Below are 25,855 nucleotides of genomic sequence, written 5' to 3' on the forward strand. Positions count from 1 at the left end.
GTCCTCGCGTGCCGTACGATGAGGCGTTTCAGAGGATAACTGCATGGCGCTGTCACAGCGTATTGTCATTGTGGACGATGAACGCGCGGTCCGCAGTGGACTAAGCAATCTGTTGCATTCAGACGGCTATTCGACCCGACTATTTGAGTCAGGTGAGGCGCTGCTGAGCGATGACGATGCACTTTCAGAGGTGGGCATGCTGATCATCGATGTCGGACTCAAGGGCATGTCCGGCTTTGAGCTGTTCACTATTTTGAAACAGCGGGCAGGTCTGCCACCGGTGATTTTTATCTCGGCAGATCTGGAAGAGACCACCCTGTGGTATGCCATTGCCTTGGGTGCCGTGACTTTTTTGCGAAAGCCGATTGATGTTGATACGCTGCTGACACTGATCCGTTGCGAGTTATCTCAGGGAAAGGTGCGCTGATGAGCATGCTTTCAGTTAATTTTCAGGAGAGTGACGACGCAGGGATCGCGATTGAAGATTTCGACACGCTGACGCCGCTGGCGCAGGATGGCTGTCTGCTCTGGATGCTGGCGCGCCGTCACTCAGGTGAGTCACTGATAATCGCCACCGGACAGAGTGACGACGTCACGTTTCAGGCGACGCAGCGGTTGAAAAATGAGCGCGCGCTGGCCGCTTATCTTTCGCCCCGCTGGGCCATCACCGCGACGGGCACCACCCGTTACCTCAACCGCTATGCGCTGATCTACCCCACGTTTCCGTTTCGCAGCCTGGCGAATAACCTCGCGACCCCTCCCGATAAAATCGCTGACTTCCTGCAGGTTGCATTGCAGCTTTGCTACACGCTCGGCCAGGCGCATCATCAGGGCATCGTGCATGGGGATATCAAGCCGGGCCATTTTTTTATCAGCGACGAGGGCCGGTTCCGGCTGGGCGGGTTTGGTCTCGCCTCGCTGGCGGCGCAGTCGGCGGAAAAAAACAGCCTGCGCGTCTCAGGCGGTACGCTGGCCTATATGTCACCTGAACATACCGGCCGCACGCCGCATCCGGTCAGCAGCCTCAGCGATCTCTACAGTCTGGGGGTCGTGCTGTATGAATATCTCACCGGTAAGTTGCCGTTTGGCTCACCGGATGCGGGGGAGGCGGAGTGGATTCATCATCACATCGCCAGCGCACCCCGGCCAGCCGGACAGGTCAGAGAGGATGTGCCGCCGATGCTCTCTGTGATTCTGCTGCGTCTGCTGGCCAAGTCACCTGCTGACGGGTATCAGACCGTGCAGGGGCTGATGGCTGATTTACGCCGCTGTCAGGCGACGCTGACCGCAGAAAACACCATTGCGCCGTTCACGCCCGGTCTGCAGGAGCGGTTCAGCACCAGTTTCCGGCCCGAGACACTCTTCACGCAACATCCGCAGGCTCGCGTGCTGCTGACGACGCTGGATGCGGTCAACCGTACCGGCACGCAGAGCCTGGTGATGCTGAGCGGTGCGCCCGGCTCGGGTAAGTCCGCCATTATCGCTTCCGCCCTGAAAACCCTGCAGCACCGACAGATTCTGCTGGCCGCCAGCAAGGCCGATCAACATTCGCCTGCCGCACCTTATGCCGCAGTCGCCTCAGCGTTTCGCACGGTCACGCTTTATCTGCTGGGATTGTCAGCCCTGGAGCTAAGCAAATGGCGGGTTCGCCTGTTGCGCTTGCTGGGAGGCTATACCGATTTAGCCATTGAACTGGTGCCTGAACTAAAACAGCTGCTGAATATCCGGACAGTGCAGCCGGTGGTGCGCCATGCTCCGGACGCCCGCGAGCAGTTTAATCAGATGGCGTCTGCACTTATCCAGGCCTTTGCCACGCCGGGCCGTCCGCTGGTGATGCTGATTGATGATGTTCACTGGGCAGACAATGCCACGCTGCAACTGCTGGAAAATCTGATTACCCGTAATGAGCATCTGCCTTTTATGCTGGTGCTCGCCTTCCGGGAGGGTGAGTCGATGCCCTGTCCGATGATTGCCGGGTTTCTGCTGCGCCTCAGAGCATCAGCGGCACGTGTCGTGGCGCTGACGCCGCAGCCGCTCAGTGTTAAAAGCATCACCCGCTGGCTGGCGGGAATGCTGCATACCCGTCCCGGTGGCAATCGTGAGCTGGCACAGATTATCTTTGAGAAAACCGGTGGTAATCCGCTCTCGATGCAGGAGTTCTTCCTTCAGGCGGTGGATGATGGGGTGATTGTCTATCGTCAGAACCCGCTGAAGTGGCATTACGACAGCCAGGCGCTGATTGCGCGTCAGTACACCGACAATGTGGCGACGCTGGTATTAAATCAGCTGGCGCGGATGCCGGAGGCAACACGCCAGCTGCTGGGTTCGCTGGCCTGTCTGGGGGCCAGCGGTGAACTGTCGCTGTTAAGTCATATTAACGCCACGTCCGTATCGCGGATTCAGCAGCAGCTTGAGCCTGCCGTCAGCGGCCGTTTTATAACCCTGACTGGCGGGAACTACGCCTTTACCCACGACCGCGTGCATAACGCAGCGTTTTTACTGCTCGACCTCCGGCAGCAACACTCTCTTCATCAACAGGCGGCGGCATGGCTGTCGGCCGCGGTGGCGAATGCCGATCACAGTGAGACGCTATTCCGCGCGGCTTATCACATCGGCATGATTGCTGAACTGCCGCTTAGTGTCGCAGATCGTGAACGCTATTATCCCCTCTGTTTACATGCTGCGCAGGGAGCAAAACGTGCCGGGGATTATCTCTCGGCGCTGCGCTATCTGCGCAGCGCCCAGCAACTCAGCCAGCGGATGGTGACCGGCAATGACTTTATGCTGGGCATCGATGAGGCGGAGTGCGAATTTCTGCACGGTAATCTCACGACCGCGCAAAAGCTTTGTACCCGACTGCTGAGTGAGCCAGGCACGCTCAGTGAAAAATCGATGGCAGCCTGTCTCTCTGCTGAAATTCATATGCGCCAGTCCGACAACCATCTGGCGCTGGAAACTGCGCTCGCCTGGCTGGCTGTCTTTGGTGTGCATCTCAGGCGTGATCCGGACGACGCGGAGATTGACGCCGCCTGGCAGGCGATCAGGGCGCGGATCGGCGATTCCCCGCAAGCGGCTTTTTCCCACCTGCCACGCAACACCGATCAGGAAACTGAGTCGGTGCTGAACCTGATGGCCAGCACCATCTTTGTCTCCGCCTACGACTACCCGCAGCTGCATCTGTTGCTGGTCTGCCGGATGCTGGAGATGACGCTGGATCACGGCGTGACCGGTGCCTCTGCGTTTGGTCTCGCCTGGTTCAGCGTGCTAATCAGCGAACGTTATCAGGCCTGGCATTTTGGCTATGCCTGCGGCCGGGTGGCCCGTGAGCTGGTGGAGCAGCATGACTTTACCCGCTATAAAGCCCGCACGCTGCTGCCTCTGGATCAACTGGGGATCTGGACGCAGCCGCTGGATGTGGCCGTAGAGAGTGCCCGTGAAAGTTTTCGCGTCGCGGTGATGCACGGTGACCGATCCTTTGCCTGCCTCTCGTTGCGTCATCAGATCATGAACACGCTGACACGCGGCGATCACCTGGAGTCGGTCATGACCTCCATTGAGCGCGGACTCGCTTTTACCCGCAAAACCTTTTATCCCGATGTTGAGAACGTGCTGGTCATGCAGAAGCAGCTGGTGATGCAACTGCGGAACAGCAACGGGTTCAGGGCAGGCGATCGCGATGGCGCTTTGCCGATGGTGGCGGGAAGCGAGCCGGGTGTGATCTCTGGCCCAAAAGCGATGGTGCTGTTCTGGGCGGGATTGTATCGGGGAATGGCGCATTTCTTTGCGGCAGAATACCGGGAGGCGCTGCGCTGTTTTGCAGAAATTCGTCCGCTGACCAGCGCAGTGCCCGCTTACATCTACCTGATGGATATGCATTTTTACAGTGCACTATCGCTGAGCCTGCAGCCCGGTGCGGCTGACAGCAACACGCTGCGCTGCGATCTGGACAAATTTGCGGGCTGGGCCGACCTCAATCCCGGACTCTTTGCTGATAAATATGCCCTGCTCAGGGCAGAATGTGCGCGTCTTGAGGGCAACACGGGTGAGGCGCTCAAGCAGTATGAAAATGCGATCTGTCTCTCCCGCCAGGGGGGATATCTGCACATTCATGCGCTGGCGAATCAGCTGGCTGGCCGCTACTGCAAAGCATTACAGCTAGATACCGCCGCCGATGCCTACGTTAAAGCGTCGATGAGAAGCTGGGAGAGCTGGGGCGCGCTGGCGATGGTACGCCAGCTTGAGCAGCACTATCCGCATCTGACCACGCCGATGCAAAACAGTGCGGTGGCGACCATTCCCTTTACGCAGGATGCCTCGTTCTACGACCTTGAGAGTGTGCTGACCGCCGTGCGCGCCCTGACGGAGGAGATCAACCTTGATCGGTTGATTCATACCCTGATGCGCATCCTGCTGGAGCGGGCCGGTGCCCAGCGCTGTCGGCTTATCCGGATTCTGGATGGTACGCTTCCGGAAACGCAGGCCTGGGCAGAAAGCACGGCTGATGGCGTGCGGGTGCAGATTGTCAAAGAGCGCCCCGTCGCAACTGACCTGCCGCTATCGGTACTGGCCGCGGTGATCCGTACCGGTCAGGAGATACGTACTGGCAAGCCGGAAGAGTTCAGTCCGTTCAGTCAGGATCCTTACCTGGTGGCCTCGGGCGCTGCGGTGTTATGTGTTCCGATGTTCAGGCAGGCCAATATGGTTGGGGTGCTCTATCTGGAGAATCGCCTGATGCCCGATGCGTTCACGGCTGAACACTCCCACATCGTGAAAACGTTGAGTGCTCAGGCGGCGGTTTCGCTGGAGACGGCGCGCCTCTACGCTGAACTGCTGGAGGAGAACAACCATCGGCGACGGGTTGAGAAGCAGCTACGCGCCAGCAAAACCTCACTGATGCTCGGCGAGAAGATCAGTCATACCGGCACCTGGCGCTGGGAAGTGGCAGAGGACATGATGATGGTGTCTGAAGAGTATGGCCGTATTCTGGGCCTGCCAGCCCATCAAAAAGGGTTGTCGATGGCAGACTTTCTGACCCGCGTTCATCCCGATGATTATGAGTGCATCAGCGAACTGGTAACCCACAGCGTCAGTCAGGGACGCAGTATGCAGGCTGAGTTCCGTGTGCTCAGGCCGGATGGGGAATGCCGTTATATCAAAGGCATCGGAGAGCCGGTAGAAAATTTCCCCGAGGTGAAAGAGTACTTCGGCACCATTTCCGATATCACTTCGCAGCGCCAGGCAGAAGATGCCGCGCGCATGGCACAGGCGGATCTGGCCCGTGTAACGCGCGCCACCACAGTCGGGCAACTGACTGCCTCAATCGCGCACGAAATTAACCAGCCACTGATGTCGATCGTGGCCAATGCCGGTGCCAGCCTGCGCTGGTTAAAGCGTGAACCGGTGATGCTGGAGAATGCCAGCAGCAGTCTGGATGAAATTATCAAAGAGGGAAAACGTGCCGGAGAGATAATTCGTGGCCTGCAGGCGCTGACCCGCAATCATGAATCGAGCTTTGCCTCGGAAAACCTGCATCTGATCGCCCGCGATATCCTGGCGCTCTCCAGAGTGGAGCTGGAGCGACGCGGAATTTCGCTGGAGCTGAAACTGAGGGCCGGAAAGGCGGATATCTATTGCGACCGCGTTCAGATTCAGCAGGTGCTGCTGAATCTGGTAATCAATGCCATCGATGCCATGTCCGACGATTTACCACGCGCGGCGCTTTTGCGGCTGACGTCAGAGAACCCGACGCCGGACACGCTGCGTTTTGAGGTGCTGGACAGTGGTTGCGGCTTGCCGGATGGCGTGCGTGAACGAATTTTTGAGTCGTTCTACACCACGAAGAAAAGTGGCATGGGCATGGGATTAACCATCAGCAAAGGGATTATCAAAAAGCATTGTGGTGAATTAGGCGCAGAGAACCGGGCGGAAGGCGGCAGCCGTTTCTGGTTCACTCTGCCACTGGGATAATCGTATTGAGGCCAGGTGTCTGCCTGGCCTTAGCGGCGTCGGGTATGATCAATATTGAGCCGCTCTGCCGCCCGCACCAGATCGGTGAGCGACCGCGCCTTCATCTTCTCCATCACCCGCCGCTTGTGAACTTTAGCCGTGATCTCACTGACGCCCATTTCGGCGGCGATCTGCTTATTCAGCAGGCCGCTAATGGCCAGCAGCATGACCTCGCTTTCACGCGGCGTCAGGGTCTGATGTCGCTCCAGTATCTCCCTTCGCTCCTCGGAAGAGGCCATATTCTGCCCGGCGATCTGTAAGGCTTCTGAGACAGCCTGCAAAATACGATCGGGATCGACAGGTTTAGTCAGAAACTCATAAGCGCCGGTTTTCATCGCCCGCACCGTGACCGGAATCGTCCCGAAGCCGGTTAAGAAGATAGTGGGGATGGCGTAGCCACGATCGATCAGTGCCTGTGCGACATCAAATCCATCTGCACCCGGCAGATTAATATCCAGAATCAGGCAACAGGGAAGGGGAGTAAAAGTGTGAGCCAGGAAATCATCAGCCGAAGAAAAAGAGATAACCGTGTAATCGTCGGCGGTGAGCAGATTACGCAGTGCAGCAGTCACAGCAGCGTCGTCGTCAACGATATAAACGATGGGATTCATAGGGACCTCGTTTCAGCCAGGTATTTACTGATAATTTAATTAAGCATGACGCGTAAAGAGGCCCTGATAAGAAAGCGTCGGGCAGGGTTAACAGGATATTACCATAACAGTTATCATTATCATCTTATAATTATCAGCTTGTTAAAATTAAGATAAATGGCTGATAGGTATGACTAAAATGTGAGCGCCAGCCTCGGTGAAGTGTGCCTTTATTCTGACCATCAATGCTGTTAACTGTCATTTAATCGACATAGCTATGCCATAAATTGTTCGCTCACTCACGGTCAGGAGAATAGTCCCGTTTAATAGCTAAAATAATCCATAAATCCGTTATCCAGATTAAATCGTTTCAGCCTGATATGTACCGGAATAAGTTAGTGGCGGTACGTAATTAATTCGGGAGTAGTCTGTTAACTCGTGGCGGACCTGATAATTAATTTGCCTGAGGGCAAAACGACGGATTGATAAGCGTATCGATCTTTACCCTGCGTCTTATAGCGAAATAAGATAGTTGATTATATAGTTACAACATACGTTATGTTTTGTTATTAACCCTCAACTTTACCATTGTGCGGCCAATGCTTATCAACGCGAAGCCACTCTGCCAGATTCTGACGATCAGCCGGGCAAAAACTGACCCGTTTTTAGCCGGTAAGAAGTCATTACATTTAAAAAAGCCTTAACTGTCAGCGAGTAACCTTGATAAGCGTAGCGGTATTCATGGCGTGGCTGTTAATCCTCACTAAGCTTGTGAAGCAACCCTTTAAATAGAGGGAGATTTTCCATTCGGTAGCTCGTCGCAATGTCGTCATGAGGCTTATATGAGTCAAAATTACTGCACCATTATCTACAATGGTGAACGGTTAAAAGGGTTAGCTGATCAACCGCTAATCGATTTTCTGGATGCTCAAGGGAAAAAACTACCTCATGTCTGTTACCACCCGGCGTTGCCGCCGCTGCAAAGTTGTGATGTCTGCTGGGTAGATGCCAACGGCGAGCGGGTTCGCGGCTGCACGCTCCGCACTGAAGAGGGGCTGGAGGTGCAGAGTGAAGGCAGTGCGCTTAAGGCCGCGCAGCAGGAGGGAATGGATCGGCTGCTCAATCGTCATGAGCTTTACTGTACCGTCTGTGAGCACAACACCGGCGACTGCACGCTGCATAATGCCGTGGCAGATATGCACATTCCGATTCAGTACTATCCTCATGAGCCCAAGCCCTACGCAAAAGATCATTCCAATCCGTTTTACACCTACGATCCTGACCAGTGCATCTTATGCGGTCGCTGTGTCGAAGCGTGTCAGAATGTCGAGGTCAACGAAACACTTTCGATTGACTACACCCAGGCACATCCTCGCGTGCTCTGGGATGGCGGAACGGAAATCGCCGGTTCCAGCTGCGTCAGCTGCGGACATTGCGTCACAGTTTGCCCATGCAATGCGCTGCTCGAAAAAACCATGCAGCCAGACGCAGGCCCCTTTACCGCGATGGATGAAGGGCTGAAGCGTCCGCTGATCGACTTTGTTAAAACGCTGGAAAACAGCATCGGCATGGAGCCGATTACCGGCGTTTCGAAAATCGATGTGGCGCTGCGCCAGTCTGAGATCAACCGCACCAAAACTGTTTGCACCTATTGCGGCGTGGGCTGTAGCTTTGAAATCTGGACCCGTGACCGCCACATCCTGAAAGTTCAGCCGGTTGCCGAAGCGCCGGCCAACGGCATCTCGACCTGCGTTAAAGGTAAATTCGGCTGGGACTTCGTCAACAGCCCGGAGCGCCTGACTACGCCGTTGATCCGCGAGAATGGCCACTTCCGGCCTGCCAGCTGGGATGAAGCACTACAGCGGGTTGCCGAAGGATTACAGGGTATCGCTCAGAATTATGGAGGCGATGCGATTGGCTTTATCGGCTCCAGCAAGGCCAGCAATGAAGAAGCCTATCTGGCCCAAAAAATCGCCCGTTTAATTTTTGGCACCAACAACGTTGATAACTCCTCGCGTTATTGTCAGAACCCGGCCACAGAAGGACTGTTCCGCACGGTGGGCTACGGCGGAGATGCCGGGACGATTGAGGATCTGCAGCAGACCGATTTGATCGTGTTGGTCGGCAGCAACCTGGCCGAGAACCATCCGGTGATTGCTTCACACATCAAACAGAGCCACAAACATCGCGGTCAGAAACTGCTGGTCGTTGATCCGCGCCGTCATGAAATGGCGGAACGTGCTGACTGCTATCTGCGCATCCGACCGGGTACTGACCTGGTCTGGGCCTCGGCGATGGCAAAATATATGTTCGATCACGGTTATGCGGATGAGGCTTTTCTGGCCCAGCGGGTCAACCAGGTTGATGAGTACCGCGCGTCACTCGCTCCCTTTACGCTGGTCTTTGCCAGTGAGACATGTGGACTGAGTGAATCAGAACTGATTGAAGCAGCGGAAATGATCGGCCAGGCGGGCAGCGCCTGTGTGTTGTGGGCGATGGGAATTACCCAGCACAGCCACGGGGCAGACACCAGTACGGCGCTGTCGAACCTGCTGCTGGTCACCGGCAACTATGGCCGGCCTGGCACCGGCGGTTATCCGATGCGCGGACACAACAACGTACAGGGCGCCAGCGACTTTGGCTGCCTCAGTAATCTCTATCCCGGCTATGAAAAAGTCACTGACCCAGCGGTGCGCGAAAAATGGGCGCGTGCCTGGGGCGTCTCACCTGAAGCGCTTTCCGATCAGCCTGGTGCTGATAATTTCAAAATGGTGCAGCAGGCCGGTGAAGGCAAAATTCGCGCGATGTATATCACCGGTGAAGAGACGGCGTTTGCGGATGCCGATGCCACTTCGGTGCATGCCGCCTTCAGCAAGCTGGAATTTATGGTCGTACAGGACATTTTCATGTCACGCACTGCCGAATTTGCCGATGTGGTGCTGCCCGGTGCGCCCAGCGTGGAGAAAGAGGGCACGTTTGTGAACACCGAGCGGCGGATCCAGCACTTTTCACCCGCCATGAAGCCGCTGGGTGATTGTCGGCCCGACTGGGAGATCTTTACCGATCTCGCCGCCCGTCTCGGTCATCCGTGGCATTACCCGAACCCAGGCGCGATTATGGCGGAAGCGGCAGGCATCGCAGAGATTTTCGCGGGTGTCAGCTATGAGCAACTGGTCGGCTGGCAGTCCCAGCTCTGGCCCGTCAGCGCTGCAGGCGAAAGCACGCCGCGACTCTACACGGAACGGTTTAATTTCCCGGATGGCAAAGCGCGACTCTATCCGCTGAACTGGCAGCCGCCCGCCGAGCAGGAGGATTCACAGTATAATCTGCTGCTGAATAATGGCCGGATGCTGGAGCATTTCCAGTCGATGAATCAGACCGGGCAGGGTGGCCGCATGATGTCGCTGTCGCCCAATGCCTTTGTTGAGATCTCACCGGAGCTGGCCGCCGAGCGCGCGCTGAACGAAGGAGAGTGGGTACGCATTACCTCGCGGCGCGGATCGCTGGATGTGCCTGTCGTGATCACTGAGCGTGTGGCAGGCAACGTGCTGTTTATGCCGATTCATCATGGCAAAGATGGCGTCAACGCCCTGACTGGCGAACATCACGATCCCGACGTCAACACACCGGCTTATAAAGAGATTGCCGTAAATATGAAGCGTGTCGATCGCCGGTCGCAGCCTAATCCGGTGCCACTACACAATTTCCGTCACGGCAGTCGTACGCCGCTGGATCACCTGCCGATAGAGCAAAAATGGCAGCAGGCAGGCTATCGGGAACCGCCTGAACATGTCGAAAAACCGGAGAAATTCTAATGGCAGAACGGATGAAATATCAGGTCCCGCCAACACGCACTGAGCCGACCGCCCGGGAGGCGATGGATGAGCTAATCGAAAATCTTCACCAGCACGGTTTTCTGCGGCTGGCGAACGACCTGGTTAAATCAAATAGCGAGGTGGGGAAAATCCTGGTTTCGGGCCTTAATCAGCCGGGTACGCAGAACGCGCTGCAGAATCTCTCGCTACTGATGATGACGCTGGGCAGCGTGCCGCCAGAACGGTTTAATCATCTGCTGTTGGCCGTTCGCGATGCCGCGATGGCCGTTAAACCAGCGCGCGATGAGGCCCGTCAGGATAAAGCCGCGCCGGGCATCCGCGGCATTATCCGGTTACTCAATGATGAGGATCTGTGGCGCGGACTGCGCCCCATCTTCGCGGCGCTTGAAGTCTTCTCACAACAGATCGACCGTGAAGAGCAGAAGCCGATTACCCGCTTCAGTGGTAAGCCCACACGGGAGTAGTTCAGCCTGCGATCGTTCAGGATTGCGTGGGGGTGTAGATCAGATGACCGGCTACACCGCCCGCGCCGCCATCTTTTGGATGATTGATCCCATCGGAGACCGGGACATCGGTAAAATCAAACGGCGAAACCCCCTCAAGGCAGGCGACATTCACCCCGAACTGATCGGGCTGTGAGCGGCTCTGATGAAAGGTGTAAATGCCGCAAACGGAACAGAAGTAGTGGCCCACCTCTTTGCTGTTGAATCGATATTCGGTGAGCTGCGCTTCACCGCGGGTCAGCTCCACTTTTGTCGCAAAGACCACCACCGCGCCGCGCATCCGGCAAAACGAGCAGTTGCAGCGGCGCACCGTATTAAATCCATCCTTCAGCGTCACCCGGTACGCCACCGCGCCACAGTGGCATTGTGCTGTCATTTCATTTTGCATCGTGATCTCCTGTGTAGTGAAACCAGCCAGCTTTCAGCCTACGCCAAAGCCTGGGATTTGGCAGCATCGGGGACGCATTTGTCGACTATTCAGAGTGAAAGTTTCACTCGTCTGATCTGGAAAGAGGTTTTACCTTGCGGACCGGTTCAGCCCGTTTCGCTACTGGTATACGGCGAAAAATAGCCTGCCGCAGAGTTGTCTCGTTGGTGTTCTCATCAAGTAATAGCGCAGCACGTCCCGGCTCCTGCAGCGTCATGAGCAGCTATTTCTGATCGATATTTTTCGCAGAACGAGAGATATCCATAATCAGCATGTCCAGCACATCCAAGGCAAAGACGTGCGCCAAAGTTCCCTGCGCTTTCACAAATGCTTGAGATACATGTTATAAAAAAGGCATAACTATCAGGTTGCTGGAGAAAAGGCTGAGTTCTAAATGAACGATGGTTATATCGGAAAGTCCAGACATCTTTACATCAATAACCGGGGACAATATGGATAATTATAATCAGTTGCTTGCATTCATATGGGCGTATGAATACGGCAACTTTTCTTCTGCCGCCCGGGCAAACGGATTAACGCCTTCAGCGATGAGTAAACTTATCAGCCGACTGGAGACGAGATTACAGGTAAGACTCTTCTATCGCGGGACGAGAACGTTAACGCTGACCGAAGAGGGACACGTTTATCTTAAAAGTGCCAGAGCAGTCGTTGACGCAATGACGGAGGCTGATTCACTGGCTGAAGATATGCCATCACGCATCAGCGGGCAGCTGAAAATCCGTACCATGACCACCTTTGCCCGTTATCATATCCTTCCATGGTTGCCCGAGTTTATTGAAGCTTACCCTGACCTCAACGTTGATATTGAAACGGGGCCGGTTTACCGGGATGACTTTGATAAAGGGCTGGATCTGGCCATTTATGGTGGTGTACTTGCGAGTTCTTCCCGTATAGCACGTCGTATCGGTGAGAGCCAGTGGATTACCTGCGCCTCGCCAGCCTACCTCAGCAGGTACGGCATACCCTCCCATCCACGTGAACTGATGGATCATCGCTGTTTTCACTTTAATTTTGAAAGCCACTGGAACCAGTGGTTATTTACCAAAGGCAGCCAAAGCATGATAGTCCCGGTAAAACCGGTTGCCTCGTTGTCGCAGGGTGATTTGCTGCGCGATCTGGCTATTAAAGGAGAAGGTATCGTCCGGCTGGCTGACTTCCACATAAACCAGGATATCAGAGAAGGAAGATTAGTACCGCTTTTGAAGGCATTCCAGTCTCCTGTCAGAGAGCCGCTCTATATAATTTACGCGAAAAGGCAGCATCTGAGCCCACGCATCCGCTGTTTTATTGAATTCATTGAAAAACAGATAGCGCTTCATCCCTGGAGTGTTTGAATTTCCAGTCAGCTCACCTCCACTTGTTCCCTATGTCCAATTTGAATTGCTGCTGTGAAACTACGTCACAATGGGTATTCCTGCTGCTCGAATCCCCTCGCTAACGGAACATGATACTGTTTTATGGATTTCCACAGAACGAATCCATTTTCCAAAACAGAAGAAATTACTATGTCAGACAGACAAACATCACGGGCAGCGATCGCACTGGCCCTGACTTTCTTTACCGGCATGCTGAGCAGCAGTCTTCCTACTCCTCTCTATCCCGTGTACATCAGTTTATATAGCTTCAGTGCTTCTCAAATAATGGCGGTATTTGGTGTTTATGCGGCAGGTGTTCTTTTAGCGCTGATATTTACTGCCAGGGTTAATATCATGACTAACCGGTATACAAGACCTCTCTATGCAGGTCTGGCCTGCGTTTTACTGTCGTCACTATTAATGATGTTTGCAGATAAATTTATGATACTTATCCTTGGCCGTTTTGTTACCGGTCTTGGCTCAGGTATTTTAATGGCCTATATCAACCGCTCGCTGATTAAATTATTTGATACAGAAGTCAGTAATAGTGCTGCATTAACCGCTTCTGCCTCATTAATCCTTGGACAGGCTATTGGTCCTTTAATCACGGGGGAAATCGTACATCGTAGTTTTTATGCACTTAAGACTCCCTACGTAATTCTTTTTATTCTGGTTGTAATCTCAATGTTTGGGATCTGGAGCAGTCGCCTGATGATCAACAGGGACAGCACCCCAGTAACCATTGAACGGAAAAGTGTTGTTGCTCAAAGTTACAGGGGACTCTCTTTCCGGGACGTTATCGTCTGCTGCATGGCCATATTTCTTTCCTGGGCGATGGCGTCTACGTTTATGTCCCAGGGGCCAACTCTCGCTCGCACCTATTTCAATGTCACCAGCGTGCAGCTGGTAAGCTATTCACTGTCGGCATTTCTGCTGGTTGCAGGTATCACCCAGATAGTGATGAGGAAAAAGCACCACTATTCGTCACTAAAAATCGGGATTATTGCCCAGTTTGTTGCCGTTTTTCTGGCCCTCTGCAGTGTGCACACAATCGCCCCGTCTCTTCTCTTCATATCCATTATGCTGGAAGGGTTTGCCTATGGGGCAATACTTGTCGGGGCTGCCACTATCGTTAATGTGGTCGCCAGGCAGAGTCAGCGACATCATCTGATAAACCTGCTTTACATTGTGGGTTACGTGGGTAACTGGCTGCCATTTTCACTGAGCATGATGATGGATCATTTTCCCCAGGAAACAGCCCTAAATGCCTATCTTATACTGTGCTGTATTTTAAGTGCGTCTATTTTATTATCAGTTTATTTCACGGTAAGAAACCAAAGGAAATTACGGACCGGATGAGAAAAAATGCATACCGCATAAATTTAACCTGAAGTAATCTCCCGATCCTGTGCTGCCGGATGAGATTAAAATAATAAGATTATCATCAGAGCATTATTCCCAGGGTAACCCTTGATCCCAGCTTTCAACAAGCAAGTCGATAAAGGAGCGAATTCGCGGGGATAAATGTCGTTTACTGGGATAAATGATCCGAACAGGTTCCGGAGGGAAGGGGTACGCCTCAAGCACGGGTATCAATTTCCCGCTACGCAAATCTTCTCCAAGCAAATAGGTCGGTAGATGGACTATACCAAATCCGGAAATTGCTGATGCCCGCATGGCTTCCGAACTGTCGAGGTTTAGCCGCCCGGGCCCATCATACACAAAAGTGCCTTCTGGAGTTGTAAACCGCCAGCTACGTCTCTTTTCCGCACTCAGAAGAAAAATAGTGTCATGCCTGGTTAAGCCTGCGGGTGTTTCCGGAACACCCCGTGAGGACAAATATTCGGGCGAGGCACAAGTAACAATGTGCTGCGAAGCAATTGTTCTGGTAAGAATGCGGGAGTCATCTCGAGGTTCACCGATGCGGATGGCAATATCATAGCCTTCTTCAATAAGATCAACAAACCTGTCGCTAAAGGAGACCTCCGCACGAAGTTCCGGCCACTTTTTCAGATAAATATCCAGAATGGGAAGGATATGGCGCTGCCCAAAAGAGAGTGGTGCACTCAGCCGGAGAGTCCCCGTTGGCTTATCTCTGCGCATCGCCATGGCGGCATCAACCTCTTCCAGGTCATCCAGTATCTGTCGGCATCGATCGAACATGACCCTTCCTTCATCGGTCAGACTCAGGCTTCGGGTAGTACGGTTAAGGAGACGAACCCCCATACGTGTTTCGAGCCTGACAATACTCTTGCCAATGGCAGAACGTGTGAGCCCGAGGGAACCCGCTGCGTGGGTGTAACTCCCGGCTTTTACAGCCGCGACGAATGCGGCAATATCCCCAATGCTGTTGATTTCCATTCTTTATTTATCTCTTTTGATATGGGCTTTAACGTACCCTGATATGGGAAGCACATTCCCTAAATGTTTATATAATATAGTTTCCTGTTATTTTTTATCGCAAATACAAACAGGAATAAAAATGCTGAATCAACAAACCAGGCAAGCCGTAAAAGAATGGTCAGAAAGCCTGGCCGGTCTGGGGCCAATTCTTACCGGTGCAGACAAATTAACGCCAATGAGTGAAGTGCGTGGCGCCTATACCCGTATGCTGGCGAAAAATCCTGCACCTGCAGGTGTTGGCTTTACTGAGGTCGATATGGGAGGCGTGCCGGGAACGCTGGTAACCCCCGACAACCTTGAAACTGATGCCATCGTGATGTACATCCACGGTGGGGCATACATTGTCGGTGAATCTGCGGGCTATCACGGTATTGGTGGCAACTATGCCAGCATGCTGGGCGCACGGGTTTACATGCCTGATTACCGACTGGCACCGGAGTATCCTTTCCCTGCGCCCGTCACCGATACCGTTCGTGCGTATGAGTGGTTAATTGAGCAGGGATTTGACGCCAGCAAAATCGTACTTGCGGGAGAGTCAGCGGGCGGCGCGATGGTGGTTACCGTTATGGTAGCTGCACGTAATAAAGGCCTGCCACTTCCAGCCGGCGGTGTTTCCATTTCCCCATGGGCTAACCTTGAGCACACGGGCGTCTCCATGACCAACCGGGAAGGCCTTGATCCTCTGAACACCAAGGCTGGCCTGGATTTCCTGGCACGCACCTTCCTGGGCGATGCGTTGCCTAATCACCCAATGGCATCACCGGTGTTTGCCGATGTAACGGGTCTGCCGCCGGTGCTGGTTCAGATTGGCGAAAACGAACTGATGCTAAGCGACGCGATGCGTCTGGCAACTCATCTGGGTGATAACCGCGTTCGTGTAAATCTGGAAGTCTGGCCGGGTATGTTCCACGCCTGGCATTTCTTCTCCACGTTGCAGCCAGAAGCGGTGCAGGCGCTGGAGAGCTCCGTCGTCTTTATGAAGCAGGCGCTGCGGGATGCAGCAAGCTAATTATCAGTGAGGAATTAAATAACGGGCGCGACTGACTGCGCCCGTCGAAAATGAAAAGCCCTTTACAGACACAATTCACTTATCCGCCAGACCTGCCTCTTAAATTAAACGCATAATGCTGGATACAACGGGTTTGGAGTTACCCCTGCGGTACTTAATCATATTCATGAACAGGTTAAGCCCCGCATTCCGATGAATGTGGCAGTGCGAGCTTGTTTATTTTGACTGCAACCCGCTTTTGAAGATTGCGCCCATATCAGACCGTGATAAGCGTCATCTCTTCCGCTTCAAACGCCTCAAGCAGTTCTTTATCGAGCTTCTCTTCCACGACGAGCGTTGAGATTTCACGGCATTTCGCCACGCTGAATCGCGCTACTGCGGGGATTTTATCCGCTGTCAGCCCGACAATGACCTGATTGCTTTGCGCCATAGCGACTTTCTTGAATTCGCAATCCGCATAGTTAAAACCGGTCAGACCGGCCTCCGGGCTCATGGCACAGCCGCCAATAAACGCCTGATCAAACAGAATCCCCTGGATCTGGTTGATCGCGGTTTGCCCGACCGCGCCGCCGGTGCTCTTCTGTATCTGCCCGCCCAGCATAATCACCTCCGCAGCAGGATGGTTGATCAGTAGCGCAGCAATATCGGGTGCATTGGTGACGACGGTGATATTCAAATCTGGTGATAGCGTCTGTGCCAGCGCCAGATTGGTTGTACCGGCATCAATAAAGATGCAGCTATTGGCTTTCACCAGGCTGGCACAGCGCTGCGCGATCAGGGCTTTTGCTGCGTGATCGTGAGCTTTCCGGCTGACAAAGCTGCCCGCCTCCTGAAGCTGTAACACCGCACCGCCATAGACCTTTTTACATAAACCCTCTTTACTGAGTTCATGGAGATCGCGGCGGATAGTGTGCTCTGACACGGCCAATTGCCGTGCCAGGTCAGCGCAGACCACCCGTCCTTTGTCCTGCAATATCTCACGAATCAGCGCTTGTCGCTGCTGCGGGAAAGCTGCATAATCGAGCATATAAACCTCAAAATATTCACAATCGAGCTATAGTGAGCATGATCGTTCACTGCCGGGCAGGGAGTCAATAGCGATCTCTCGGTCCTGTCAGCTCTACCTGACATCCCTCAAAGGAATGCAATGGCTAATAACGTCTCTTCCACGCTGGCAACACGCATCATCTTTTTTATAGCCGGATTTATCACCGCGACCTGGGCGGTGATTGTGCCCTTCGCCCGCGGCAATACCGTCGTTAATGAGGCGCAACTCGGCACCTTGCTGCTTTGTCTTGGCGTCGGCGCGCTGATTGCGATGCCGGTGACGGGCTGGCTGACCAGCCGCTTTGGCTGCCGCCGGGTGATTCTGGTCGCTGTCGCGCTGGTCATCATCAGTACGCCATGGCTATCGGTGCTGAGCAACCCGCTGTTGCTGGCGCTGGCGTTGCTGGTTTTTGGCGTCGGCATCGGAGTAACCGACTGCGCCATGAACATCCAGGCGATCCTGGTGGAGAAGCAGGCGGCAAAGCCAGTCATGTCAGGCTTTCACGGCATGTATAGCGTGGGCGGCATTGCCGGCGCGGGCTTTATGACGCTGCTGCTGGCGATGGGATTTAGCGTGCTGACCGGCTGTTTGCTGGCGGTCGCGGCGGTGATTATCATGACGCTGGTCAGCGCATCGGGCTTACTGACCTACGCGAACCCCGCTGAAGGCCCGGTGTTTGCTGTTCCGCGCGGCAGCGTACTGATTATCGGCATCATCTGCTTTGCCGTCTTCCTGACCGAAGGCACCGTGCTGGACTGGAGTGCTGTCTATCTGACCGACGTCCGGGCCATTCCGGCATCACTGGGCGGACTGGGCTATACCTGCTTTGCCATTGCGATGACCGTGGCGCGTCTGACCGGGGATCGGATTATCTCATCGCTGGGACGTTTACCGGTTGTGCTGGGCGGCGCACTGATTGCCGCCGCTGGCATGGCGATGGTGACCTTTATCGCCTCCTGGCCGATGGCGTTGCTGGGCTACACCCTGGTCGGCGCAGGCTGCGCCAATATCGTGCCGGTAATGTTCTCCGCCGCCGGACGTCAGACGGTGATGCCGCAGGCGGTCGCCGTGCCTGCCATTACTACTCTGGGCTATCTGGGGGTCCTGAGCGGGCCAGCCGTGATTGGCTACGTGGCGCATTACACACATCTCGCTTTCTCGTTTTCACTGATTATGGCGCTAATGCTGGTTGTCGGTGCGGTCTCTCTGACCCTGGATCTGGGCCGTAGCCGCGCGGGGGAGAATGCATAAAATTACCCAATCCGCGCTCCTGACAGAATTTCATTGAACGGGGCGCGGAGTCATCTTCAGGAGGAACGGAAGCGGCGTGCCATTACTCTCCCAGCCTGACCCAGCGGCGGCCTGCCAGCACCGTCAGCGCCACGATGGTGATGCCCGCAGCCAGATGCATAGAAAAATCGATGGCGTGCAGATGGGTATCGTGGCACAACGACAGCAGCATCGATGAGGTAAACGCACTGCCGCAGCCGCTCAGCGCCAGACTGCGCGCGGGATAGAGGGATCGGGTGCGCTGCAGGGCGAACACGGACATCAGCATCATCGGGACACTGGCCGACAGCATAAACAGATAGCAGTGCATCCCTTCACCCAACCGGTTCGCGCCCGATGGCGGTGCTGAAGATGACATATTGATCAGATTCAGCACCAGCCACATCATCGCCATCAGCAGCGGCCAGCGCAGGCTGATCGGTTTTCTGCCTGCAATACTCAGCGTAAAGGCTGCCGCCAGCGTGCTGCCCGCGATGATGAGTGACAGCAGCAGGGCAACCAGCGCGAAAAACGCGCCAGGCTGCGACCAGTCAGTGAAACGGCTGTGAAATGCCCAGCTGGTCAGCGCGCCACAGGGCAGGGCAAGCGCAATCCAGCCCGCGACGCGCCAGGCGGTGGGCCAGACGCGCTGCACCGGCTGGGCAGACGCGCTGAGCTGATTAATTAACTGGTCATGATTTCTCATGATGACCCCGTCCATATTTACGAAGGTTGACCATTGCGCGATGCAACAGAGATTTAACCGCAGAGAGCGACTGATTGGTTTCAGCTGCTGCCTGCGCCAGGCTCTGCTCGCGCAGATGCACGGATTCGACGATCTCTCGCTGGCGCAGCGGAAGGTTATCCAGATAACCGGAGAGGATATCCGTATCGGCTGAGGACTCTGCACTTGCAGCGGGTTGCCGTTGCAGCTCTTCCTCATCCTGTACTTCCTGGCGACGGCCGCGATGGCGCAGCGCATCTATGGCCCGGGCAGAGGCGATGGCAGCAACCCAGGGGAGTATCGGACGCTGCGGATCGTAGGTATGCCGCACCCGATGGATCGCCAGCAATGTCTCCTGAATGACATCCTCAACCAGTCCCTCATCACGGATTTTTTTGCATACCAATGCCCGGATGGCAGGAACCATCGCTTTCAGTAACTGGTTATAGGCAGCTCTGTCACCCGCCTGCGCCCGGGCCATTAATGCTGGCCACTGCTGTGCGCGTTGATCAGTTTCTGGCATCGATCATCAGCAGTTCAGCATGCTGTCGCCGCGCCCTGGCCACGCGCCAGGCAATCGTTTCATCAGTAATCTCAGGATTTATTTCCTTTTTCTGTTGCCTGATTCAGCGCTGAAATCACAATGCCAGGCGTCAGCACCTGCGGCAGTACCTCAGGTTTACCGCCGTCAGCCGGATAGACCACGTAGAGCGGTAATCCACCGCGTCCGAAATCGCTCAGCGCCTGTTCAACATCGGGATTGTATTTGGTGGAATCCGCGACCATATAAATGGTGTTGGTTCGCGCCATCGCCGCTTTTACCGCCTGCGTCGAAAGCGAAGTACGATCGTTAACCTGGCAGGTAATACACCATGATGCGGTAAAGTTCACCAGTATTGGTTTGCCCTGACCTTTGATGGCATCAACGTTCTGTGGCGACCAGGCCACAGCGGCGGCAGCCTGTGAGGCGGTTGCCGTTTCAGCCGGAGCTTCGGCAAACCTGTTCAGGTTCAGTAACGGCACTACGACCAGCGCCAGGAAGAATGCGGTCGCCACATGCAGCACCCAATGACGCTGTCCCATCATACGGCGTTTCTGCGCCATGCCATACAGCCAGGCGGCGAAACTAAACAGTAAACAGCAGGCCAGAATGGCAGCCAGCGCCGCCGATCCCGCCTGACGTTCAAGTACCCAGATCAGCCAGCCCACCGCGCCCAGCATGGGAAACGCCAGCCCCTGCTTTAAGGTGATCATCCAGGCACCCGGTTTTGGCAAAATTCGCGCCAGCACCGGGAAGAATGAGATGAGGGTGAAGGGCGCAGCAAAGCCCAGCGCCAGTGAAATAAAGATCACCAGACTGATTAGCGGAGGCTGGGTAAGCGCATAGCCTACCGCGCTGGCCATAAAGGGCGCGCTGCAGGGAGTGGCGACAATGATGGCCAGCGCGCCAGTCAGAGCTGAACCGACCAGACCACCGCGATCGCCTCCCACTTCGCCAACCCGCTGTACCGATAATCCTACTTCAAACAGACCGAGCAGGTTCAGTGCCGACCCAAGCATCACCAGAATCAGCGCGGCGATGACCAGCGGCGATTGCAGCTGGAATCCCCAGCCCACCGATGCACCGCCCGCCCTGGCCAGCAACAGAACTGCGGTCAGAGCGACCATCGTCACGACTACGCCCAGCAAAAAGGCCAGGCCTTCGGCTCTGGCGTGGGAAGGTGATTCGTGATGCCGGATCAGGCTCAGTGCTTTCAGCGAGATCACCGGAAACACGCAGGGCATGAGGTTCAGAATAATGCCGCCCAGGAAGGCGGCTGCAATCGCAGTCAGCATGATGTACCTGCTCTGAAGATGAAGTTATGCCGGATTGGCCTGGCGGTATTTTTTAACGGCATCCATCGCTTTCTGGATATGCGTATCAGGATTTTTATCGGTGAAGCTCAGCAGGATTTTGCCATCGGGCGCAATCACGTAAGAGGTACGGTCTGAAAGCTTCTGACCTTTCATCTCCATAGTGCTCTTATATTCTGCCGCCACTTTGGCACCGGGATCGGCTGCGACGGTAAATTTGTCACGGCATTCAAGCTGCGAGAATTTCGCAATCTGATCGGTATTGCCCGCGGTCACGCCAATGACGGTCGCACCCTGCTTTTTAAATTCATCGGTCGCTTCAGCAAAATCGTGTGCTTCCAGCGTACAGCCTGCACTGAAAGCAGCAGGGAAGAAGTAGAGAACAACCGGGCCTTTCTGCAGCGCCTGTTGCAATGAGAAGGTGGTCGATTTACCGGCAAGCGCGGCTTCCAGTTTAAAGTCCGGCGCTTTTTCACCGACCTGTAACGCTGCAAAAGCAGATGTTGCCGGAACACTCAGTGCCAGCAGCGTTGCGACGGCCAGGTTTTTCAGGGTGTTTTTCATTGGCTTTACTCTCTCCATTGACGAACAGACGGAGTTGTCTGACGTCCCTGATAACAGGTTCGTTCAAAAATGGAAAAAGTTGCGCGGTTGAGGAATTTTTTTCGTGTTTTTTTTATGGTGCTTCACCAGCCGTCCTTTATCAGATCCCTCATTTTGAGCTGAATCGTATAAAGCTAATGTCAGCAAATTTCACCTGGTTCGCTGTAGTTATTCCTCTCTGGCCGTAATCACTGTGATTTGGCCCACAATAATAGGGCTAACTCACTGCCTTTTCTCAACAGGTGAGCATCATCACGTTTATCTTCAGTCCCATTAAGTAAATTTCCCTTACGGAATGAAAAAACGATTCAGCCAATGGGATGACTTATGAAGATTAAACTGGCGTTAACGGTACTGGCAGTGCTGGTTTCAGGCTCTGCAGCGGCGAAAACCTGGGTGCTGACGAGTGCTGAACAGGGCACTGAGCAAGGAAACTGGAAGATTTCCAGCAGTGAGCTGAAGTTTCAGGGCAAACCGTTCAGCATCGAGCAGAAAGTCCTGCATGGCGGCAAGCAGGAAGGCAGTAAAATTCTGACGATCCGCAGTGAGGATGGCCTGACGATTACGCTAAGCCCGACACGTGGCATGAACTTACTGCGTGTTGAAGGCTTTGGCACCCGCATGGGCTGGGATTCACCAGTTAAAGAGGTCGTCAATCCTGCCTACATCAATCTTGAGAGCCGCAACGGTCTGGGCTGGCTGGATGGTTTCAACGAGATGATGGTGCGTTGCGGCTACGAATGGACCGGTCATCCGGTCACCGATGAAGGCCGAATCTATACGCTGCACGGTAAAGCGGGGAATACGCCGGTTTCTCAGCTGGAAGTTGAAGTGGCAGATGCGGCACCACACGAAATTCGTATTCGCGGCCTGATTAAAGAGAGCACCTTTAAGAAAGCTGATTTGCAGACCATGACCGAGCTGCGTTACGTGCCAGGCAGCAACAGTTTCAGCCTGCATGATGTGTTAACCAACCACGCCGACTATCCGCACGATTACCAGATCATCTATCACAGCAACTTCGGCAAACCGATTCTGGAAGAGGGCGCACGCTTCCTGGCGCCGATGTCCGGCATCAGCCCATTCAATGACTACGCGAAAGCCGGGTTAAAAGAGTGGCAGACCTATAAAGGTCCGACCAAAGACTTCGATGAGATGGTGTTCAACATCAAGCCGCTTTCAGACAGCAATCATCAGACCGTCGCTGCGGTGATAAATAAAGCGGGCAACAGCGGCGCATCCATTCAGTTCGATACGCGTCAGCTCCCGATGCTGACCTTATGGAAAAATACCGACACCCTGAAACAGGGCTACGTGACCGGCATCGAACCTGGTACCAGTTACGCCTATCCGGTCACCATTGAACGTGAACAAAAACGTGTGAAGCAACTGCAACCGGGTGCGAGCACAACATTTGATCTGACGTACACCTTGCTGCACAGCAGCGAGCAGGTTAATGACGTTGAGAAACGCATTAAGGGCATTCAGGGTGACACGAAGATTGATGTAAGCGAGACGCCGATAGCGAAAGAGTAACGACCCTTCATAACCCCAGCTAAATTGTTGGGGTTTTTACTTAACTGGTCAGTCAGTTATGTTTTGCCATAACTGATAATGGCAGTAATCGACATAGGGCGTTGTTAATTGTACCGTCACGAGATGACAATACCGATGCGGGAGAATAGCGCAGACCTGCGATGGATACTGGCGATGCGATAACATCGTAGCATTGGACATCACAGGTAAATATTCGGCATAGCTGTGGGAGGGTTTTAAGCCGAAAGTTGATGGAAAAGAGTAACTCTGAAATACTAACAGTTAATAACTGATAGTAACTCAGCGGGAGAGGAATCATGCCAACCAGCGTAGTACTTAGTCCTTATTTCGAAGCGTTCATCCGCGAACAGATTGAAAGCGGGCGATATAACAACATCAGTGAAGTGATCCGTGCGGGCCTCAGGGCTCTGGAAGAACGGGAGCAGCAGATGAAACTTGATGCTCTGCAAACAGCGGTCAGCGCAGGTATAAACAGCGGCGAAAGCAAAAACGCGGAAGAGGTATTTGATCGCCTTTCGCAAAAATATCGGCGGCAGGCCGAAGGTGGTAAAGCGTAGTGAGGTACATGTGTGATATGTTATTTAACATAAGATAGATTATACGCACTTAAGTCAAAGCGCTAAGATAAAGGCTAAAGCTCTAAGCTAACCTTATCCGTGGACTTCAGACAACCTGCTGAAGCCCCTGTATGACGGCCTCTGGTGCGGGATTTTCGCGATCAATAAAGCCGTCGCCTCACCACCGCTGTATCTCTCACGGCGATCGGTTCAGGATAGACAGCGGCAATCATCGCTGGTTTAAGAAACGCGGTTCAGCCTGCACGCTGTTGCTCTCAGCCCGTCGCGCCCTGACACACTGCGAATCGACAGCCTCTATCACTGCGGCAATGAAGTCTCGTGCAGATGTCGCCACAAAACCTTGCCAGCATTATTTACCTCGAACACAACCGTAGAAAACCGCAGCGTGGCCTCCTGACCCGGAAGCTGCTGCAACTCCTTATATACCACAGTGGCATTTCCTTCACTCTCAGCAACCATCTGCATGTCGCAGATATCAATCGCTAAACCCGGACGTGCACCGCGCTGAGTGCGGAAAAACCCATTTAGTGTCGTGAAATCCAGTAAGGCACCGCCCGGTGTCACCATGGAATATGCAGGACTAAAACGCGCTAAAAGTTCCTCACAAACCTCATCATGTGCTTCTTTGTTACCCAGCCAGTTGCGAATCAATTCGTGGGCGTCCAGTACTTCCTTAAAATAACGGTTCATTTTTGGTCCCTTTTAAGCATAGAAATAACCTTCTGATTTGAAATGCGTAAACAGCACAGAAGCGGAATCACAGCGCTGAATGCCGCTATAACAAAACAGAGGTGATAAGCGTGTTCTTCAGGCATGCCGCTATTCGCAATCAGATTGAACAGCAGGCTGACCAGCGTAACGCCGAGACAAAAACTGAGCTGGCGATTGATATTCCAGAGTGCGCTGGCATCAGCAAGTTCGCTGTCGGTGATGTGAATAAAAGCAGAACTCTGAGCCGTGCTGCTGCACAGGCTGCCGCCAAATCCCATCAAGGCGAAAGCAAGTGCAAAGACTAAGGTGTCCGATGTCTGGACAGTCAGCGCCAGCAGGCCAATACCCAGCGCCTGAAACAGACAGCCGGTGATAAATAGCGGGCGTGGTCCCCAGAGGTTGAACGTCTTACCTGTCAGACTAATTGCCGCAAAGGAAGCCAGAGACCATGGCAGCATGAGCGCGCCAACAAAGCCGGCATGCATACCCAATTGATTTTGCAGGTATAGCATAGTGATCATACTGACGCCGGTGAACACGCCTGGTATAAACTGATAGATCAGCATTGCTGTTTGTAAGAGCGGATCCTTTATCAGATGCAGGTTAATGAGTGGATGGCTTTTTCGAAGTGCGTCCCACACATAGCCCGCCAGAGTAAGGACGCCAGCAAGCAGCATCATCGCCCCCTGATAAAGCCTGTCAGCATCGCCCAGGTAAGTCAGCCCGAGAAGGATCAGCGTGAGCGCGGTACAACCACTGACTAAACCTACCAGGTCCAGCGGTTCAGATGAGTTCACCGGTTTGTCTGCTTTGAGCCAGCATCCCGCCAGCAGCAATGCCGCAACCGCGAGCGGCAGGCTCACAAGAAAAACCCAGCGCCAGCTAAGGCTCTCAACCACTATTCCACCAACAGCTGGCGACAAGGCGGGTGCCAGCAATGCAATTAACATCACGACTGACGATAACTTCGCACGTTCATTGCTTCTGTATAACGCATAGGTCATCGTCTGACCGATGGGGATCAACAGTCCGCCGCCGATGCCCTGTATCCATCGGAAGGCGATGAGCTGAGAAACTGACGCTGATGCCCCCACACCACAGGTGCCCGCAATGAAAATAAGAAGTGAGAGCATGAACAGACGTTTTGCGCCCATGCGCCGTACCAGCCAGCTACTGAGCGGTATGACCAGCGTCAGGCCTAAGATGTAGCCATTACTGATCCATGCCAGCTGGTTAACGGGGGCATCAAAATGTCTGCCAATCTCAGGATAAGCAACATTGGCGATAAACATGTTGACCAGATCAATAAAAAATCCCAGCAAATAGACACTGGCTACGCGCACACGATAGCTCATTTTTTT

Annotated in this window: 20 protein-coding genes; 10 read left to right on the plus strand and 10 right to left on the minus strand. The window is 54.1% G+C overall.

The genetic code is table 11. The annotated features are described in order from the left end of the window. Nucleotides 1–43: 43 nt before the first annotated feature. Both NR201_RS08385 and NR201_RS08390 read left to right on the plus strand, forming a co-directional pair. Entirely contained in the window at nt 44–427 is a 384-nt protein-coding gene (locus NR201_RS08385; RefSeq protein WP_010670332.1) for a response regulator transcription factor, read from the plus strand. After that, a complete protein-coding gene (locus NR201_RS08390) occupies nt 427–5,967 on the plus strand; it encodes an AAA family ATPase (RefSeq protein WP_256849635.1) in 5,541 nt (1,846 codons plus the stop codon). Before NR201_RS08385 ends, NR201_RS08390 begins: the two co-directional genes overlap by 1 nt. A gap of 29 nt (nt 5,968–5,996) precedes the next feature. Here NR201_RS08390 and NR201_RS08395 read toward each other — a convergent pair whose 3' ends face one another. Beyond that, nucleotides 5,997–6,617: a response regulator transcription factor gene (locus NR201_RS08395; RefSeq protein WP_031590647.1), complete on the minus strand. Its 621-nt coding sequence runs from the start codon at nt 6,615–6,617 to the stop codon at nt 5,997–5,999. Between the two features lie 821 nt (nt 6,618–7,438). Here NR201_RS08395 and fdhF point away from each other — a divergent pair. Both fdhF and NR201_RS08405 read left to right on the plus strand, forming a co-directional pair. Further along, nucleotides 7,439–10,411: a formate dehydrogenase subunit alpha gene (gene fdhF, locus NR201_RS08400; protein ID WP_256849636.1), complete on the plus strand. Its 2,973-nt coding sequence runs from the start codon at nt 7,439–7,441 to the stop codon at nt 10,409–10,411. Continuing rightward, the gene (locus NR201_RS08405; protein ID WP_060679143.1) at nt 10,411–10,896 is read left to right on the plus strand and encodes a DUF1641 domain-containing protein; all 486 of its coding nucleotides are present in this window, start codon (nt 10,411–10,413) and stop codon (nt 10,894–10,896) included. Before fdhF ends, NR201_RS08405 begins: the two co-directional genes overlap by 1 nt. A gap of 16 nt (nt 10,897–10,912) precedes the next feature. Here the strand turns inward: NR201_RS08405 and NR201_RS08410 are convergent, their stop codons facing one another. Beyond that, nucleotides 10,913–11,323, minus strand: a complete 411-nt coding sequence (locus tag NR201_RS08410) for a GFA family protein (RefSeq protein ID WP_033769017.1) — start codon at nt 11,321–11,323, stop codon at nt 10,913–10,915. A 491-nt stretch (nt 11,324–11,814) separates the two neighbouring features. On the opposite strand from NR201_RS08410, the gene NR201_RS08415 reads away from it, so the two are divergent. Together NR201_RS08415 and NR201_RS08420 are read left to right on the plus strand one after the other, a co-directional pair. Then, on the plus strand, nt 11,815–12,717 hold the full coding sequence (locus NR201_RS08415; RefSeq protein WP_256849637.1) for a LysR family transcriptional regulator: 903 nt from the start codon (nt 11,815–11,817) through the stop codon (nt 12,715–12,717). A gap of 171 nt (nt 12,718–12,888) precedes the next feature. Next, the gene (locus NR201_RS08420; RefSeq protein ID WP_256849638.1) at nt 12,889–14,097 is read left to right on the plus strand and encodes an MFS transporter; all 1,209 of its coding nucleotides are present in this window, start codon (nt 12,889–12,891) and stop codon (nt 14,095–14,097) included. 93 nt (nt 14,098–14,190) lie between these two features. Here NR201_RS08420 and NR201_RS08425 read toward each other — a convergent pair whose 3' ends face one another. Continuing rightward, nucleotides 14,191–15,099, minus strand: coding sequence for a LysR family transcriptional regulator (locus NR201_RS08425; protein WP_256849639.1), 909 nt, complete (start codon nt 15,097–15,099; stop codon nt 14,191–14,193). Nucleotides 15,100–15,220: 121 nt separating this feature from the next. Between NR201_RS08425 and NR201_RS08430 the strand changes: the two genes are divergently transcribed. Beyond that, entirely contained in the window at nt 15,221–16,150 is a 930-nt protein-coding gene (locus NR201_RS08430) for an alpha/beta hydrolase (RefSeq protein WP_256849640.1), read from the plus strand. A gap of 256 nt (nt 16,151–16,406) precedes the next feature. On the opposite strand, the gene NR201_RS08435 is transcribed toward NR201_RS08430, so the two are convergent. Further along, a complete protein-coding gene (locus tag NR201_RS08435) occupies nt 16,407–17,177 on the minus strand; it encodes a DeoR/GlpR family DNA-binding transcription regulator (protein ID WP_256849641.1) in 771 nt (256 codons plus the stop codon). A gap of 120 nt (nt 17,178–17,297) precedes the next feature. Here NR201_RS08435 and NR201_RS08440 point away from each other — a divergent pair, with 120 nt between their 5' ends. Then, the gene (locus NR201_RS08440) at nt 17,298–18,449 is read left to right on the plus strand and encodes an MFS transporter (protein ID WP_256849642.1); all 1,152 of its coding nucleotides are present in this window, start codon (nt 17,298–17,300) and stop codon (nt 18,447–18,449) included. An 82-nt stretch (nt 18,450–18,531) separates the two neighbouring features. On the opposite strand, the gene NR201_RS08445 is transcribed toward NR201_RS08440, so the two are convergent. The 4 genes from NR201_RS08445 to NR201_RS08460 all read right to left on the minus strand — a co-directional run bounded on the left by NR201_RS08445 (nt 18,532) and on the right by NR201_RS08460 (nt 21,609). After that, nucleotides 18,532–19,173, minus strand: coding sequence for an NrsF family protein (locus NR201_RS08445; RefSeq protein WP_010247152.1), 642 nt, complete (start codon nt 19,171–19,173; stop codon nt 18,532–18,534). Then, nucleotides 19,160–19,714: a sigma-70 family RNA polymerase sigma factor gene (locus NR201_RS08450; RefSeq protein ID WP_010247151.1), complete on the minus strand. Its 555-nt coding sequence runs from the start codon at nt 19,712–19,714 to the stop codon at nt 19,160–19,162. The genes NR201_RS08445 and NR201_RS08450 overlap by 14 nt, the downstream gene beginning before the upstream one ends. Nucleotides 19,715–19,785: 71 nt before the next feature. Beyond that, nucleotides 19,786–21,027, minus strand: a complete 1,242-nt coding sequence (locus NR201_RS08455) for a protein-disulfide reductase DsbD (protein ID WP_010247150.1) — start codon at nt 21,025–21,027, stop codon at nt 19,786–19,788. Nucleotides 21,028–21,051: 24 nt separating this feature from the next. Beyond that, a complete protein-coding gene (locus tag NR201_RS08460; RefSeq protein ID WP_010247149.1) occupies nt 21,052–21,609 on the minus strand; it encodes a peroxiredoxin in 558 nt (185 codons plus the stop codon). A gap of 366 nt (nt 21,610–21,975) precedes the next feature. Here NR201_RS08460 and NR201_RS08465 point away from each other — a divergent pair, with 366 nt between their 5' ends. Beyond that, the gene (locus NR201_RS08465; protein WP_256849643.1) at nt 21,976–23,184 is read left to right on the plus strand and encodes an aldose 1-epimerase family protein; all 1,209 of its coding nucleotides are present in this window, start codon (nt 21,976–21,978) and stop codon (nt 23,182–23,184) included. 317 nt (nt 23,185–23,501) lie between these two features. After that, nucleotides 23,502–23,762, plus strand: a complete 261-nt coding sequence (locus tag NR201_RS08470) for a type II toxin-antitoxin system ParD family antitoxin (protein WP_256843837.1) — start codon at nt 23,502–23,504, stop codon at nt 23,760–23,762. Nucleotides 23,763–24,080: 318 nt separating this feature from the next. On the opposite strand, the gene NR201_RS08475 is transcribed toward NR201_RS08470, so the two are convergent. Beyond that, entirely contained in the window at nt 24,081–24,473 is a 393-nt protein-coding gene (locus NR201_RS08475) for a DUF4440 domain-containing protein (protein ID WP_167423179.1), read from the minus strand. Continuing rightward, a complete protein-coding gene (locus NR201_RS08480; RefSeq protein ID WP_256849644.1) occupies nt 24,470–25,849 on the minus strand; it encodes an MFS transporter in 1,380 nt (459 codons plus the stop codon). The genes NR201_RS08475 and NR201_RS08480 overlap by 4 nt, the downstream gene beginning before the upstream one ends. Nucleotides 25,850–25,855: the final 6 nt, after the last annotated feature.

The organism is Pantoea sp. Fr-CA_6 (genome assembly GCF_024520895.1).
Taxonomy (GTDB): domain Bacteria; phylum Pseudomonadota; class Gammaproteobacteria; order Enterobacterales; family Enterobacteriaceae; genus Pantoea; species Pantoea agglomerans.